At 67.2% G+C, this 14769-nt stretch carries 15 protein-coding genes and 1 pseudogene; 1 reads left to right on the top strand and 15 read right to left on the bottom strand.

The window, feature by feature from the left end:
- Positions 1–29: 29 nt before the first annotated feature.
- The 7 genes from A9310_RS08140 to A9310_RS08110 all read right to left on the bottom strand — a co-directional run bounded on the left by A9310_RS08140 (position 30) and on the right by A9310_RS08110 (position 6465).
- Positions 30–1274: an HNH endonuclease signature motif containing protein gene (locus tag A9310_RS08140; protein ID WP_065630137.1), complete on the bottom strand. Its 1245-nt coding sequence runs from the start codon at positions 1272–1274 to the stop codon at positions 30–32.
- Positions 1275–1962: 688 nt separating this feature from the next.
- On the bottom strand, positions 1963–2775 hold the full coding sequence (locus A9310_RS08135; RefSeq protein ID WP_058251298.1) for a hypothetical protein: 813 nt from the start codon (positions 2773–2775) through the stop codon (positions 1963–1965).
- Positions 2776–2801: 26 nt separating this feature from the next.
- Positions 2802–3752: a polyphosphate kinase 2 gene (gene ppk2, locus A9310_RS08130; protein WP_058251299.1), complete on the bottom strand. Its 951-nt coding sequence runs from the start codon at positions 3750–3752 to the stop codon at positions 2802–2804.
- A gap of 102 nt (positions 3753–3854) precedes the next feature.
- Complete coding sequence (locus A9310_RS08125; protein ID WP_065630136.1) at positions 3855–4376, bottom strand: DUF6764 family protein; 522 nt, start codon at positions 4374–4376, stop codon at positions 3855–3857.
- Positions 4377–4485: 109 nt separating this feature from the next.
- The gene (locus A9310_RS08120; RefSeq protein ID WP_058251301.1) at positions 4486–4926 is read right to left on the bottom strand and encodes an SRPBCC family protein; all 441 of its coding nucleotides are present in this window, start codon (positions 4924–4926) and stop codon (positions 4486–4488) included.
- Positions 4927–5040: 114 nt separating this feature from the next.
- Complete coding sequence (locus A9310_RS08115) at positions 5041–5718, bottom strand: DUF4166 domain-containing protein (RefSeq protein ID WP_065630135.1); 678 nt, start codon at positions 5716–5718, stop codon at positions 5041–5043.
- A gap of 138 nt (positions 5719–5856) precedes the next feature.
- The gene (locus A9310_RS08110) at positions 5857–6465 is read right to left on the bottom strand and encodes a TetR/AcrR family transcriptional regulator (RefSeq protein ID WP_058251303.1); all 609 of its coding nucleotides are present in this window, start codon (positions 6463–6465) and stop codon (positions 5857–5859) included.
- A gap of 129 nt (positions 6466–6594) precedes the next feature.
- Here A9310_RS08110 and A9310_RS08105 point away from each other — a divergent pair, with 129 nt between their 5' ends.
- Complete coding sequence (locus A9310_RS08105) at positions 6595–7077, top strand: PaaI family thioesterase (protein WP_065630134.1); 483 nt, start codon at positions 6595–6597, stop codon at positions 7075–7077.
- A 5-nt stretch (positions 7078–7082) separates the two neighbouring features.
- Here the strand turns inward: A9310_RS08105 and A9310_RS08100 are convergent, their stop codons facing one another.
- From A9310_RS08100 to A9310_RS08070, 8 genes and pseudogenes are all read right to left on the bottom strand, one after another.
- Positions 7083–9281 (bottom strand): glycoside hydrolase family 3 C-terminal domain-containing protein, encoded by a 2199-nt coding sequence (locus A9310_RS08100; protein ID WP_065630133.1) that lies wholly within the window; start codon positions 9279–9281, stop codon positions 7083–7085.
- 30 nt (positions 9282–9311) lie between these two features.
- Positions 9312–9833 carry a hypothetical protein gene (locus A9310_RS08095; RefSeq protein WP_065630132.1) on the bottom strand — a complete coding sequence of 174 codons (522 nt, stop codon included), beginning with the start codon at positions 9831–9833 and terminating at the stop codon, positions 9312–9314.
- 151 nt (positions 9834–9984) lie between these two features.
- Positions 9985–10788, bottom strand: a complete 804-nt coding sequence (locus A9310_RS08090) for a tyrosine-protein phosphatase (protein ID WP_065630167.1) — start codon at positions 10786–10788, stop codon at positions 9985–9987.
- Positions 10789–10816: 28 nt separating this feature from the next.
- A complete protein-coding gene (locus tag A9310_RS08085; protein ID WP_065630131.1) occupies positions 10817–11842 on the bottom strand; it encodes an alpha/beta hydrolase family protein in 1026 nt (341 codons plus the stop codon).
- A 363-nt stretch (positions 11843–12205) separates the two neighbouring features.
- A complete protein-coding gene (locus A9310_RS08080) occupies positions 12206–12805 on the bottom strand; it encodes a hypothetical protein (RefSeq protein WP_254661202.1) in 600 nt (199 codons plus the stop codon).
- A pseudogene (locus A9310_RS26265) lies at positions 12805–13122 on the bottom strand (MSMEG_6728 family protein); the annotation flags it as partial. The gene A9310_RS08080 and the pseudogene A9310_RS26265, both read right to left, overlap by 1 nt.
- Before the next feature lie 518 nt (positions 13123–13640).
- Entirely contained in the window at positions 13641–14300 is a 660-nt protein-coding gene (locus tag A9310_RS08075; RefSeq protein WP_065630130.1) for a DsbA family protein, read from the bottom strand.
- 45 nt (positions 14301–14345) lie between these two features.
- Positions 14346–14744 (bottom strand): helix-turn-helix domain-containing protein, encoded by a 399-nt coding sequence (locus A9310_RS08070; RefSeq protein ID WP_083207299.1) that lies wholly within the window; start codon positions 14742–14744, stop codon positions 14346–14348.
- Positions 14745–14769: the final 25 nt, after the last annotated feature.

Raw genomic sequence — 14769 nt, 5'->3', positions numbered from 1 at the left:
CGCCGGAGGGTCTGGTCTGCGCGGGGCAGTTATACGAGGGCGTCGTCGAGTCGCATGGTGCGTCGGTTGTAAGCGGGTCGGGGCAGGCGTCGGGGGTCGATGTCGGCCGGTGGGATCAACCACGGATGCCGGTCCGGACCCATCACCACCTGCCAGCCGTGGTGATGGACCTGGGTATGACAGCGTTGGCAGAGTAGGCACCCGTTGTCCAGATCTGTGGGGCCACCATCGACCCAATGGACCAAGTGGTGAACTTGCGTATGCGCTGCTGGCGCGCCGCACTTCACGCAACATTGATCGCGCACGATGATCGCCTGCCGCAGATGGTGCGGGAACAGTCGTTTCGTGGTGCCCATCCGCAACGGCACCCCTTCGTTGTCAAGGACGATCTCGGCGACCCCGCCGTCACACGACAAGCGCCGTGTCGTCGATTCTGACACCGCACCCATCCACGGAAGCCGAGCCGGACCAACCCCATCGGCAGGAATGGTCACCAGCAGTTGGGTGCGTGGTGCTCCGGCGGTGGTCATCGCCGCGCCGATCGCGGCTTGATCCAACAGCAACTCCAGCGCATCGGCGCGTCGCTCGGCCGCACCTCGACGATCGGCAGCGCCGTCGGGTTCGGGACGCGGACAGGACCGTTCGTCGATCATGGACACGAACTTCTCTCCGATCACCGCGGTCACATCTCCGGCGATCGCGACCCGCCCGTCTTCGGTGATCCTGGTGTGCACGGTGTTCAGCGATGCGTCATCGGCCGCCGCCACAATGCTGGGGTCGGTGGCGGCGACCCGGATGGCAATCCCGCGGGCGTGGTCGTCGATCTGGGCGGGGGTGGCTCCGGAGAACGCCTGCGCAAGCAACTCACTCTCGTATCCGCTGCGCTCGTCGTCGGACGGCGCTGTGGCAGAACGTTTGTCGATGAGCGCTAGCCCGCGGATCACCGCGTCGACACACTCGGCAGACAGATAGCCCTCGGCAGCACAGTCGGCGACCTTCGGCACCGACTCCAGCCCGTCGGCGATCCGCACATAGCGGTGCGCGGCCGCGGGTGGCATGCCCATCTCGATCAGTGCGTTCCGTGTGGTCGACCCCGCCCGCGCTGCCGTACCCGTGGCGTCGAAAAGTGCTGTATGTACGGCGATCTGGTGATCGAGCACGTTGCTCAGCATCCGCAGCTCGTCGAGCCGCTCGTGCAGAGCACGGCCACTGCCGTCGTCGGGTGGTGACGGCAGTGAGATGAGGGTGTCGCGGAGCTCGGTGATCGAGGGCATGACACCAAGCTACTCGCAATCACGTTCGACGACGAGATTTCTCCACAGCCCTCATCGTCATCGAATCCTGTTGCACCGCAGTCGCTGCCACTCACGTCTCAGCGGTGAACGGTGGTGAACTGCGGTGAACAAAAACCCCACCAGTCACATAGGGTCAGCGTCTGCGACCCAACAACCACCGTGGTAGAGCTCAGACGAACTGCTTCAGCGAGCCGGCCCGACCTCGCACTGCATCCGGCTCCGACCGATGAACTCGAACTCGACGGATGCACTTCGATCGAAGTCCATCGGTCGAGTTGAGGTCCATCAGTCGGGGGTGCTCGGCGGACCCTGCGTGACACGCCCTCCGCAAGCTCCGGGCACTCCTCAGGGAACGGGCGTGACGCACACTCCGGGCAATCCTCAGTATCCGAGGCCTGGCGACCCGTCGTGGAGACGAAAGAACTCTGCTCCCTGAGGAGGCCGGAGCCTGCGGAGGCCGTCTCGAAGGGTCCTGGCGAGATGCGTCGCCAACCCTTCGAGGCTCGTCGCTATCGCTCCTCGCACCTCAGGGAGCAGAGGGAAGGCATCGCCTGCGCTCCTCGCACCGCAGGGAGCAGAGGGAAGGCATCGCCTGCGCTCTCGCACCTCAGGGACCAATGGTCATGTCGTTCTTTCGGATCAGGGGGCAGGGTTGACGCACCCTCCCTCAGCGCCGCCCGATGATCAGCCGTCCCAGGATCCCGACGGCGAACATCGCGACGCCCACGCCGCCGACGATCAGTGCGACCCGGGTGACGTCGTCGTAGGCGCCGTCGATGATGAGCTCGGCGACCTGGCGGCCCGAGCGCTCTGCGCCGGCCACCTCCTGCTTGGCGCGGTCGGCGAAGAACAGGCCCATGGCCCAGGTCGAGACGCCGGCTGCAAGCACGCCGAGCCCGAGCCACGCGAAGACGGTTCCGCGTCGTCGGGCGATCAGCAGCGCGAGCACGGCTGCGATCACGGCCACCGCCGCCGAGCCCCAGGCGAGCAGCGTGATCTGGCTACCCACCTCCGCGTACCGGCCCGCCTCGAGGCCCGAGGAGCCGTTGGTCAACTCGACGACCACCGGCCCCTGGATCGCGTTGCCACCGGTCAGGTTCAGGGAGCGGTTGATCATGTTCGTGATGTCGAGTTGCATCACCGAGGTGTCCGAACCGGGCGCCGGCTCCTCGAACAGGAACGCGTGCTGCTGGCCGACGACATCGGCGAAGTCCTGCTGGAACTGTTCACTCTCGGTGTAGCGGCCCGCCAGCGGCCGCACCAGGACGCCGGCGATCGGCAGGTCTGTCCGCGCGGTCGCCTGCGCGGCGATCTCATCTGCGAGGTAGTCCTTGACCTGCTGGTTCTCGGCCATCGGCGCGACCGTGGCGACGAACCCCGCCTGGTCGACGATGCGTTGATCCAGCCAGAAAGACGGTACGGCGAGAACGGTCGCCGCGATCGCGACAAGTGTCAACAGGGCACTCAGGAAGCTACGCACAGCCACGAGGCTACCGAGCCGGGGAACTACTCCCCGATCACATCCGCGGCGCGGCCGACGATCAGCGGGTCGGGTGTGCCCACGAAGGACTCGTTCTTGCCGTCGTAGTCGAAGAGACTCAGCACGTGACGCATGGCGTTGATCCGCGCCCGCTTCTTGTCGTTGGACTTCACCACGGTCCAGGGTGCGTGGTCGGTGTCGGTGGTGGCGAACATCGCCTCTTTCGCCTCGGTGTAGGCATCCCACTTGTCCAGCGACGCCAGGTCCATGGGCGACAGCTTCCACTGGCGCACCGGGTCGATCTGACGGATCGCGAACCGGGTCCGCTGCTCGAGCGGGGTGACCGAGAACCAGAACTTGACCAGGTTGATCCCGTCGTCGACGAGCATCTTCTCGAACGCCGGGACCTGGGCGACGAACTGCGTGTACTGCTGCGGACTGCAGAACCCCATGACCCGTTCGACGCCGGCGCGGTTGTACCAGGAGCGATCGAAGAACACCATCTCCCCGCCGGCGGGCAGGTGCTGCACATACCGCTGGAAGTACCACTCGGTGGCCTCGCGTTCGCTGGGCTTCTCCAGGGCGATCGTGCGTGCGCCGCGCGGGTTGAGGTGCTCGTTGAATCGTTTGATGGTGCCGCCCTTGCCCGCCGCGTCCCGGCCCTCGAAGACCAGCAGATGCCGCTGCCCGGTCTGCTTGGACCACTTCTGCAGCTTCAGCAGTTCGATCTGCAGCCGCCGCTTGGTGACCTCGTACTCGCGGCGGCTCATGCGCTCCTCGTACGGGTAGTCCTCGCGCCAGGTGTCGACGACATTCCGTTCGGGCAGGGTCAGCAGGACCGGGTCGTCGTCATCGTCGTCGTTGACCGTGAAGTGCGTGGTGTCGTGGAGGTCGACGAGTTGCTGAAGTGCTTCGCGGCCGTTGAGCACGCTGAAGTCGGGGCCGATCTGTGTCTCGGGATCGTGGAGGTCGGTCACTCCACAACGATAGGTCGAAGCGGCGAACGACGCCCGACGCTCCGGTGAACTACCGTCGCGCCGGGCGTGTTCTGTCTCTCAGGTGTCGTGAGGTGGAGCCGCTCAGTTCCGCAGGTCGATCGAACCGGCGTGCAGACATGCCTTACCGGTGCTGGTGTCGAACGCGGTCGCGAAACCGCCACTGCAGCGGGCACCTTCGGGACCGGCGTAGGCCTCGCCGCCCCAACCGCCGATCGCGACCGTCGTACCGCCGCGACGCGCCTGCGCGACGGACAGCGCGCTCGGGCCGGTCGTGACCGAATAGGCGTTGCCCCGGCTGTTGGCGCCGGCGAGCGCCGTCGAACCGGGCTGCAGGTTGTAGGCCGCGGCGTTGCCGCCGTTGTCCGAGACCGAGACCGCGGTGCCCCGACCGCTGTATTCGTCGGCACTCGCGCGACTGCCGACTCCGGCCTTGGCGCCGCAACCGCTGCGCCCCTCGACACGCTCGACCTGATGACCGTTCGACACCGAGCAACGCGTGTCCGCCGCGGCGACCCCTTCGCCCGACAATCCGGCGAAACCAACACATCCGGCGAGCCCCGCCGCCAGGACCAGGCCGCGAACGGCAAACTTCTTGCTTCTCAACTGCTTTGGCCTCCATAGCTCGGGCGCCCGGTAAGGAACGCCCTCAGCGTACAGGGGCCGGCGCCGTGGAGGAGACGATCGACTCGTCACGTCCCGGTCACGATCGTCCTCAGGCCGCCGCGCGCTTCTCCACTTCCGCGGTGAGTCCCTTGCGCGCGGTGTCCACGGCCATCTTCTGGGCGCGTTTCACGATGAGTCCGGGCAGCTTGATCTTCAGCTCGACGGCCAGGTCGAAGCGGACATGGGCACCCTTGTCGGATTCGGTGACGGTGTACTTGCCGTGCTGCTCGCTCAACTGATTCGACTCGATGAGGTGCCATTCGCACGAGTTCTCGGTCCAGTCATAGGTGCAGGTCTGCTCGTCGGAGATACCCGCGGCGGTGACGACCATCCGCACCTTCTGCGGCGTGCCGTCGTCGTAGCTGGACAGGATCTCGGCTTCCTTGTGCGGGCCCGACCAGTCCGGTAGGGACTCGATGTCCATGAGCACTTCCATCACCACCGAGACCGGGGCGGCGACGTCGAATTCGATGTTCGCTGAGACAGCCATGCGCTGAACCTACCGCGCGCCCGTTCCGCCTATGCAACGAACTGTCGAGGCTGTGTCGAGCCGCGACGGAGTCGCCCTGGATTGCCGCGACGGAGTCGCCCTGGATCGAACCGTTCAGCTCTCGCGGTCGACCAGGTTGACCGGCCACGCCTCGTCCGGGATGTCGCGCAACGAGCACGCCTGGTCGACGGCGGTGAACCAGCCGCGGAAGTGCATGATCTCGCCGATGAGGGGGTTGCGGACGGTCGCGTCGCAGCGGAATCGATCCCGTTTCTCGTCCCACCCCTCGATGTACTTCATCTGAGCGGTGAACAGCCCCTTCATCCCGACCTTGGGTCCGCGTCCGAGCCAGCGCATCGGTCCGCTCTCGAGCAACAGTTCGCCGGATCGCGTCACCGACGGCTCGATCGGATACAGGAACTCGGGGCCGTCGCCGAAGTAGTCGACCAGGCCCGTGCGCCCGGCCACCAGCAGGGAGTTCAGCTTGCGCGGGCCGGTCGTGTACTGGAAATTCCGCAGCACCGCGAGCGACTCGCGCCCCAGCTCGTCGGAGTAGCAGTAGTAACCCTGGGTGAACGGCACCATGCGACTGGTCTTCGAGGGCAGCGCATTGCGCTTGGCGTAATGCCACAGGGCGGGCGGCGGCAGCGCCGACGACACGTAGACCGACTCGTAGATACCGCTACAGACCTGCGCGACACCGGAAGTCGAGTCGATGCCGTAGCGCCATGCGACGTTGGGATGCAGACGGTCGAAGTCCGAACCCAGCGCATGCCGGAAGACCGGCGTCATGGCGCAACCTCCCCGAGCTCACCCACCGATTCGAGCCCGCCCCGACGATGAACGGATGCAGGCCAGACGCCACCACGGCGGTGACGACATGGTGAACCTACTAACGGAGCACACCTGTGTCCAACGTCTCGCCCCGGATCAGACCCGATCGACGGCCGCGTCGCAGAGGCTCGCCAGTTCGGCGATGACGCGATCGAGGGGTTCGACGCTGCGCCGCGTCTGGCACAGTCCGACCGCTCCCTCGACCGCCGCGATGATGAGGTTGGCCAGTGAGTCGGCACGGTCGCTGTCGACGCCGTCGACCACCAGCCGCGCGGTGACCAGGTCGGCCCAGCGCTGCAGGATCTCGGCGGATGCGTCCGCCACCGCGGGTTCGCTGCGGCGGGCGAGTCCGCCGGCCAGCACGGGGCAGCCGAACTGGAAGTCGGTGTTGACCAGCAGTCGCCGCCACACCCCGCCGATCTCGCGCACCGTGTCGGCCGGGGTCATCGTGGTCGGACGCCCGATGCGTTCGGCGATGAATTCACCGGCGTACCGGACGGCTTCGGTCATCAGTTGGGTCTTACCGCCCGGGAAATGGTGGTAGATCGATCCCCGTGGTGCGGAACTCGCCGAGATCACGTCGCCGATGGAGGTGGCGGCGACCCCGTCGCGGCCGATCAGATCGGCCGCGTGCACGACCATGCGTTCGCGGGGGCCGCGGTCGTCCGCGCCGGTGATCACGGACTCGGCGGGATGTGACGCCATGCAGCAAACAACTCCTATGCCGACCCTCATACAACCGATGTCGTGGCCAGCATACATAGCATCGGCCGAGGTCATCCCGTATGCGGCGCGGCCTCGCCAGTATGCAGACCTTCATAATCACGGCGGAGTATGCAACCATGCATAGTCATGACGACCACGACCGACGCACCCACCGACCCCACCGCCATGTCCGGACTCGAGCTGCTGCGAGCCTGGCAGGCGGGCGGCGCGGGCTCCGACCGTCCGAGCATCGGCCGCCTCCTGGGCATGGTGTTCAAGCAGATCGACGAGGGCGCGGTCACCTTCGCCGTGACTCCGCAGCCCGACTTCGCCAACCCTCTCGGCACCGTTCACGGCGGTATCTGCGCCACGCTGCTGGACTCGGTGATGGGGTGCGCCGTCCACACCACCCTGCCCGCCGGGGTCGGCTACACGACGCTGGAGCTGAAGGTGAACTACATCCGCTCGGTCGCCGTGGACGCCGGGGAGCTGACCGGCGTGGGTACCGTCATCCACGCCGGCCGCACCACCGCGACCGCCGAGGGCAAGGTGTTCTCCGCCGACGGCAAGCTCGTCGCCCACGGGACCACCACCTGCATCGTGTTCCGGTAGCGCGATCAGTCCGTGCGTGCCGCCGCGATGATCGCGGCGATGTCCTCGTCGCGCATCCCGAACCCGGCGAGGCGTCCGAGCGGTATAGACGCCATCATCCGTGCCATGTCGACGCCCAGGGCGTCGTCGGAGCTCGTCAGCGGGTTGTCCTCGAACCGGGACGCGAGCGCTTGCGCCGCAGCAGGATTCGCCAGGACCTCGCCGAGGGTCGAGTTCTCGTCGATCGCGAGGCGAACCTCGTCGCCCGCGATCTCGACGGTGGTGGTCAGCCGGATGTCCCGGCTCGACGCGCCGACCTCGACGCCGTACTCACCCGGTTCGACGATCCAGCGGTCGACGCGGATGTCCCAGTAGGCGAGATCGCTCCGGTCGATTGTGATCGAGATAGTCTGCGACTCACCGGGTTCGAGGTCTCGGGTGGTCGCGAAGCCCGTCAGCTCGCGCGGCGGTCGTCCGACTCGGGAGTCCGACTTCGACGTGTAGACCTGGACGATGTCACGCCCGGTCCGAGAACCGGTGTTGGTCACCGTCAATCCGACGACCACACCGGTGACGCCCGGATCATCCGATGCGACGGACAGATCCGAGTACTCGAAAGTCGTGTAGGACAATCCGTGTCCGAAAGGATAGGCGACCTCGATGTCGCGGGCGTCGTACCAGCGGTAGCCGACGAAGATGCCCTCGCCGTAGCGGATGTGCGAGTTCTCGTTCGGGAAATTCAGGTATGCCGGGGTGTCCTGCAACCTGACCGGCACGGTCTCGGTGAGCCGACCCGACGGGTTGACGACCCCGAAGAGCACGTCGGCGACGGCACCACCCCCGGCCTGGCCGAGGAGCGCGCCGTCGAGGATTGCCGGGGCCGCGGCGATCGACCCGAGGCGCAGGACGCCTCCGTGAGCGAGCACGACCACCGTTCGCGGTTGCACCGCCAGGATCGCGGTCAGCAACTCGACCTGGTCCGCCGGCAGTTCGATGTCGTCGCGGTCGAAGCCCTCCGACTCCTGCGCGGCCGCCAGTCCCAGGAACAGCACGGCGGCCTCGGCGTCCGTCGCCGCGGCGATCGCGCCCGCCGTATCCGCCCGCGAGCCGTCGGTGCTGAAACCCGGGGCGTAGGTCACCGTGCCGCCGGCTGCCCGGATCTCGTCCACCGGTACGTCGAGGCGCGTCGGGTTCACGTGCGAACTGCCGCCGCCCTGATAGCGGGGGTCGTGCGCGAACGAGCCGATGACCGCGACGGAGCGTCCGGGGCTCAACGGGAGGAGATCGCCGTCGTTCTTGAGCAGGACGATGGACCGTGATGCGGCCTCGCGCGCGAGGCGATGGTGGAGATCGAAGTCGACGACGGTCCGGTTCGTCCGGCCCGTGGCGGCCCGCTCCGCGAGTTCCCGGACCGCCCGGGCCGACCGGTCCAGCGCCGCCTCGTCGAGGGTTCCGTTCCGGACCGCGTCCACGACCTGCGCGTCGGTGCGGTCCCCCGGGCCGGGCATCTCGAGATCCAGGCCGGCGGCGACCGCCCGAACGCGGTCGGCGACCGCACCCCAGTCGGAGACCACCACGCCGTCGTAGCCCCACTCGCCCCGCAACAAGTCGGTGAGGAGCCACCGGTTCTCCGCCGCGTACGTGCCGTTGATGCGGTTGTAGGAGCACATCACGGTCCACGGGTTCGCCGTGCGGATGATACGCGCGAAGGCGCGGAGGTAGATCTCCCGCATCGGGCGCGGGTCGACGTCCGAACTCGACCGCATCCGGTCGTCCTCGGCGTTGTTCAGCGCGAAGTGTTTGAGCGACGTGCAGACCCCGATGCTCTGTACGCCGCTCACCCACGCCGCGCCGAGCCGGCCCGTGACGAACGGATCCTCGGAGAAGTACTCGAAGTTGCGGCCGCACCGGGGATCTCGCTTGATGTTCACGCCCGGGCCGAGCAGTACGTCGACGTCGAGACCGCGTGCCTCGCGGCCGAGCGCTTCGCCGACACGACGGATCAGCCCGGTGTCCCAACTCTGGCCGAGTCCGACCGCGGGCGGGAAGCAGGTGGCGGGTTCGCTGCCGGCGAGGCCGAGGTGGTCGGTGGCGCCGGTCTGTTTCCGGACCCCGTGCGGACCGTCGGTGAGTGTCAGCGCGGGAACGGAACCGACCGATTTGGTGGTCCAGAAATCGGCGCCGCTGCCCAACGCGGCCTTCTCGATCAAGCTGAATTCACTCACCCCAAGACACTACCGACGGTCGTCGGGCGATCAGCTGGCCCCGGGACAGTACACGGTGTAGTCCCACTCCGTGTTCCGGTCCGGCCCGGTCACTCGCACCACGACCGAGGTGTCGCCACCGGCCGGCACCGTGATCCGGACACTGCCGGTTCCCTGGTTGATGTCGTCTCCGACGTAACCGGTGTTGTAGATCTGCCGGCCACCGTAGAACACGCGGATCTCGTCCGGGATGTCGTAGGTGTCGTAGTTCAGCGTGAAGCTCGTCGGGCCTCGCAGGCCGAGGATGTGCCGGGTCTCGGTGACTCCGTAGCCGCCGGACTTGGTCTCGGAGTTGCACCGCTGGGTCGACGGCGGAGCCTGATTGCCCCCGAGACTCCCGAAGTAGTCGAGGCCGCCCAGACCGTATTCCTCGAGACTGCCCCCGTCGATGCTTCCGCCGTCGAGGCTCCCGGACTCGAGTGGCGCGGCATCGGCGATCGCGGCCGGGACGACCGCAGCGGTCGCCGTCGTGGCCAGGATGAGGGCAGCTCTTGCGAAAGTGGTTGTGCGCATTGAGTTCTCCGGCAGTCGAGTCGTTTTGGGGGTGGTTCCGACGCTAATGCGACCCGCCAACCACGGATATCCCCTCATCGGGTGAAAGCACGACGACCAGATGACACCCGTGTGGGTGACACCTCGCTGCCACAGCGTCTCGGGCGGCGCCCTACGTCAGATACCGGTCCCGGAGGGCCTTCTGGTCGGCGGCACCCAGACCCAGCGCCTCGCCGAAGTAACCCTCGATTCCGCCGTACCGCTTGTCCACCTCGTCGAACGCGGCGTCGAGGTAGCCGGAGTCGACGCCCAGCACGCCGACGAGGAGCTCGGGATCGCCCCCGGCGGCGGCGAACCCGTCGAAGATGGGTGTGAGCGACGGGATCAGACGTTCATTGGTGAGCAGGTAGTCGCGATAGACGTCGTCCTTCGGCACCCCGAGCAGTGTCAGCAGAGATGCTGCGGCCCAACCTGTTCGGTCCTTGCCGGTGGTGCAGTGCATGAGGGCCGGCGTCGAGCCGTCGATCAGTCCACGAAACAACTGCGTGTACGACGCCGTCGCACTGGGCAGGGTGATCATCTCGCGATAGGTCCCGCAGATCATCTCGCGCGCCTTGCCGCCGGACAGCATCTCGTCGGCCTGCGCGACGACGGCGGGGTCGGCGAGGACAGCACCGATATTGGCGGGAATCGACATCTGCGCATCGGCGAGGACATCGAGTGCGATGTTCGACGCACCGGACAGGACGGGGTCGGGAATGGCCTCGCTCTCGTGCGCCGACCTCAGGTCGTAGACGGCCTTCAGACCGAGCGACTCGAACGCGGAGACGTCGGCGGTGTCGAGCGCGGAGAAATCCGTGGACCGGTACAGGACGCCGGATCGAACCGTCTGCCCGTCCCCGGTCCGCCAGCCGCCGAGATCGCGGAGATTGGGCAGGCTGGAGATGGGGCTGGGCGCGCCGGGGGTCGCAGTCACGGTCACATCGTGACAGATTGTGCGCCGGTCAGTCGGTGAGCGCGCTTTCGAGCATCGGCCACGACTTCACGAGCTGGTCCTGCCAGTAGGGCCAGGCGTGCGTCCCCGGTGCGTAGTCGACGGTCGCGGGGATGCCGAGTTGCTTGAGTCGACGATCGAGATTGAGCGTGCACTGGTGGGTGGCGGCCTCGATGGCGCCGCCGACCGCGATCTGGTCGATGTAGATCGTGGTCTTCCCGTCGATTCCCTGGCCCTGCAACCGGTCGTGCGGTCCGGGGACCCCCGTGCCGGTGCTGATGTAGATCGCCTTGCCGCGCAGCTTGTAGGCGTTGACGACCGGGTCGTGCGCCCGCCACCCCGGGGAGCCGACCGGGCCCCAGATGTTGGCGATGTCGCCACCGCCGCGTCCTTCGACGACCGCGCGGATGGCGAGTCGGCCGAGATTCGTACTCGTCTCCGCACAACCGCTGTAGGAGGCGACCGCGCGGTAGAGCTGAGGTGCGGCTTGGGCAAGACTCAACGACGACGTTCCCGCCATGGAGATCCCCGCGATCGCATTCACGCCGGTGGTGTTCAGCTTCCGATCGATGAGCGGCGGTAATTCGCTGGTCAGAAACGTTGTCCATTTGTTTCGCCCCAGCACCGGGTCGACTTTCACCCAGTCGGTGTAATAGCTGTACGCACCGCGCATCGGCACGACGACATTCACATTCTTGTCGGCGACGAAATCAACGATGTCGGTTTGCTCGAACCAGTGTCCGGTGCCCTCGCCGCCACCCGCGCCATTCAGCAGATACAGCGTCGGTCGGGGCACCGAGCGGTCGGCGGGCACGAGAACCCGGACCGGTACGTGACGTTTCATCGACGGCGAATACACCGACAGGTCCAGGACCCGGCCATCGGCGACAGCGCGGGCCAGCGCCTTCGCCCGGGACGAGGAATCTCCCGAGTCGGCGCCGGCGAACGACGGAACAGCAAGCGCGACAACGAGTACAACGATCGAGACCGTTGTGGCGACCAGGCGTCGGCGGAACAGACCACCCACTGCGGACATCACAGTCCCTTCACATCACTACATGCTCACATCACTACCGCGCCGCCGTCTCGACAACGGAATTCACACACGCAGATATCGATCCGAATACGTTTCACCATACGCACCGGAGACGGCCCCGTCCGGATTACCACGGCCGGGGGTCATCGCTGTTCACCTTGCGATTGCGCGCACCATGGTCATTATTGGAGGCGATTTCACGATGACTAATCCCGACCGGTCGAGACGTCGTGCTCCTGAACAGCCGATCTCGTGCGAGTGCACCAGGCCGGACTCGTCTCTGCCGTCGAAAACGACCGGCCACTTCGAAAGGCGCAGGGACCGCTTTCACCGACCACCCGGTGCCAGATTCGGCCGATCGGACTACAACCGGACCGCCTCTGATCGCACCGACACCGGAAACAGCATTCGTGGATTCTGGAGCAGCGCCGGCGGGGCGACGGCCGACCGCTCGAGCGTGCCGGTCCAGCGGACCCGACGCCGATGCGGGGTGAGCACCCTGCCTCGACGGGAGAACTCGTACTCGCCGATCAACGTCCCCAGTGGCAGCACGTTCGGGTCGGTGGGGTCGACGACGGCGACCTCGTCCCCCACCCGCAGATCGGAGACGAACGACGCGAGCACGCGGAGGTCCTTGCCCGGCCGCCGCCCGGGACTTCGCTCCTTCAGCAACACGCGCAGGCCGGCCTCGGTGCCCACCGACGCGTCGGTGTCGATGCCGGATTCGTCGCCCAATCCGACGATCTGCCGCTGTCGGAACTGTGCGTACTGTTCGTCGGATCCGGCCCGGATGATCCACACGGCGCGGGTCGGTTCGTCCAGATCGTGCGCGTCGGTGGCCGGCGGCTCCGGCCAGAAGTACGGCATCTCGTCGTCGATGTCGACGTCGGCGAACACGGAGCCGTAGAAGTGCGGAGCAGCGCCGAACGGTGACTGCGATGGAGTCGGTCGTCGCCGAGCCACGCGGGCATCAGACCCTGCGCGGTCAGCTCGGCTTGGGACGCACCCACCACCTCGGGCGCGAACTCGGCGATCATCGGAGCAGTGGTGTCTGCACGACCGCCGCCGGTCCACACGTCGACGAAAGCGAGTCCGTAGGCGACCAGCGCCGGGGTGTGCCCACGCCACATCGTGACCGCGGGATGGCTGGCCCAGCCGTAATCGAAGAGTTCGAGCGCCCGCAGGATCTGCAACGTCTCCACGCGCTGCTTACCGAGGCGCGCGGGGTCCAGGACCTGGGCGGAGCGTCGGAAGTCCGGGTACGGCAGGAACGTCTGCATGGCGCCCGCTTACCCACTTCGGACGGGCGCTCACACCCGGCGGAGCTCCGCGCGGCGCCGAACTCAGAGTTGTCAGCTGCTACCGAAGATCGGCGATCCCGGCCCCGGCGTCACACCAGGACCGACTCAACCAGCGGCGGGTGCGACCTACTGCCGCGCAGCGTGGACCGAGGTCACCTCGGTGGCATCGACTCGGCTCCTCGCTTCGCTCGTCACCGGCTCAACCTGCGGTGGGTGCGATCCACTGCCGCACAACGTGGACCGAGGTCACCTCGGTGGCTTCGACTCGGCTCCTCGCTTCGCTCGTCACCGGCTCAACCAGCGGTGGGTGCGATCTACTGCCGCGCAGCGTCAGCCGAAGCCCGCGATGGCCTCGAGGAGGTGATCGACGCTCGGCCTTCGGGGCTCAGTCGGATGCGGAGTCCGACGCGTCGGTCCCGACCTCCGGCACCGCACACACGCCGTCGACGCAGACGGCCGCGTCGTCGTCGCCGATCATCTCGAAGGGCACAAGCGGGTCAGACACGATCGGACTCCTCGGCGCGGACCTTGTCGAGGGCCTGCGCGAAGGTTTCCGGCGCCTGGGCTCCGGAGATCCCGTACTTGCCGTTGATCACGAAGAAGGGAACCCCGCTGATCCCGTATGCACGGGCTTGGTCGATGTCGGCCTCGACGGCCGCGGCGTACTCGCCCGACTCGAGCGCGGCCAGCACGGCGTCGCGATCGAGACCGACATCGGCCGCCAGATCGGCGAGTTCGTCGGCGCGGCCGACGTGGCGCCCCTGCTCGAAGTACGCCTGGAACAGACGCTCGGCCAGATCCGCCTGTCGGCCATGCGCTTTCGCGAAGTGCAGGGCCTCATGCGCTTTCAGGGTCTTGGTGTGCTGCAGCCGGTCGAAGTCGTAGTCGAGACCGACCTCGGCGGCGATCCCGCGGACCTGGTCGAGCATCCCCCGGACCTGATCGGCCGGCATGCCCTTGTGCCGGACGAGGAAGTCGACCTCTGAACCGTCGAAGTCGACCGGCGTATCCGGTGCGAGCTCGAAGCTGTGGTAGGTCACTTCGACGTCGTCGCGTCCGTCGAACTCGGCGAGGCCCGCCTCGAACTTCCGTTTGCCGATGTAGCACCAGGGGCAGGCGATGTCGGACCAGATGTCGACGGTGATGGGAGCGCTCATTGCCCTCTCAACACCTCGCGGATCGAGAACGTTCCCGGGAGTGCCTCACATGCGATCAGCCGACCCGCGCGCGTCGAGCAGGTCGTCGAGATGCGTTCGCGACCAGTCGCACAGGCCGTGGACCGTCGTGACGAGGTCGCGGCCGGCGTCGGTCAGCGTGTAGTCCACCCGTGGGTTGGCGGTGCGATGGTCGTGCCGATGGATCAGGCCGTGCGTCTCGAGGTCACGCAGCGTCTGGGTGAGCACCTTGTCGCTGATCGTCCCGATCGACCGCTTCAACTCGCGAAACCGGCGGGGTCGCTGCCGGATCTCCTCGAGGACGGTCAGACCCCATTTCGTCGACACGACGCTGAACACCGACCGCGCGAGTTGTCGGGCGCGCTCTTCGGCCCCGGACGACGGCGCGGCGTCCCCGCTCACCTCGAAGTGCGTACTGCCGCTCATCCGCCTGCGCTCCTAGCGTGGGGTC

Origin of the sequence: Gordonia sp. UCD-TK1 (genome assembly GCF_001691435.1) — a bacterium.
Lineage (GTDB): Bacteria > Actinomycetota > Actinomycetes > Mycobacteriales > Mycobacteriaceae > Gordonia > Gordonia hongkongensis.
Note: the sequence above shows the minus strand (reverse complement) of the source record. Positions and strands in the feature narration are given on the sequence as shown.

What these genes read in the sequence shown, in the direction of transcription:
- A9310_RS08140 (WP_065630137.1), bottom strand. Translation starts at nt 1,274, where the DNA reads ATGCCCTCGATCACCGAGCTCCGCGACACCCTCATCTCACTGCCGTCA.
- A9310_RS08120 (WP_058251301.1), bottom strand. Translation starts at nt 4,926, where the DNA reads ATGGCTGTCTCAGCGAACATCGAATTCGACGTCGCCGCCCCGGTCTCG.
- A9310_RS08115 (WP_065630135.1), bottom strand. Translation starts at nt 5,718, where the DNA reads ATGACGCCGGTCTTCCGGCATGCGCTGGGTTCGGACTTCGACCGTCTG.
- A9310_RS08110 (WP_058251303.1), bottom strand. Translation starts at nt 6,465, where the DNA reads ATGGCGTCACATCCCGCCGAGTCCGTGATCACCGGCGCGGACGACCGC.
- A9310_RS08105 (WP_065630134.1), top strand. Translation starts at nt 6,595, where the DNA reads ATGCAACCATGCATAGTCATGACGACCACGACCGACGCACCCACCGAC.
- A9310_RS08095 (WP_065630132.1), bottom strand. Translation starts at nt 9,833, where the DNA reads ATGCGCACAACCACTTTCGCAAGAGCTGCCCTCATCCTGGCCACGACG.
- A9310_RS08085 (WP_065630131.1), bottom strand. Translation starts at nt 11,842, where the DNA reads ATGTCCGCAGTGGGTGGTCTGTTCCGCCGACGCCTGGTCGCCACAACG.
- A9310_RS08075 (WP_065630130.1), bottom strand. Translation starts at nt 14,300, where the DNA reads ATGAGCGCTCCCATCACCGTCGACATCTGGTCCGACATCGCCTGCCCC.
- A9310_RS08070 (WP_083207299.1), bottom strand. Translation starts at nt 14,744, where the DNA reads ATGAGCGGCAGTACGCACTTCGAGGTGAGCGGGGACGCCGCGCCGTCG.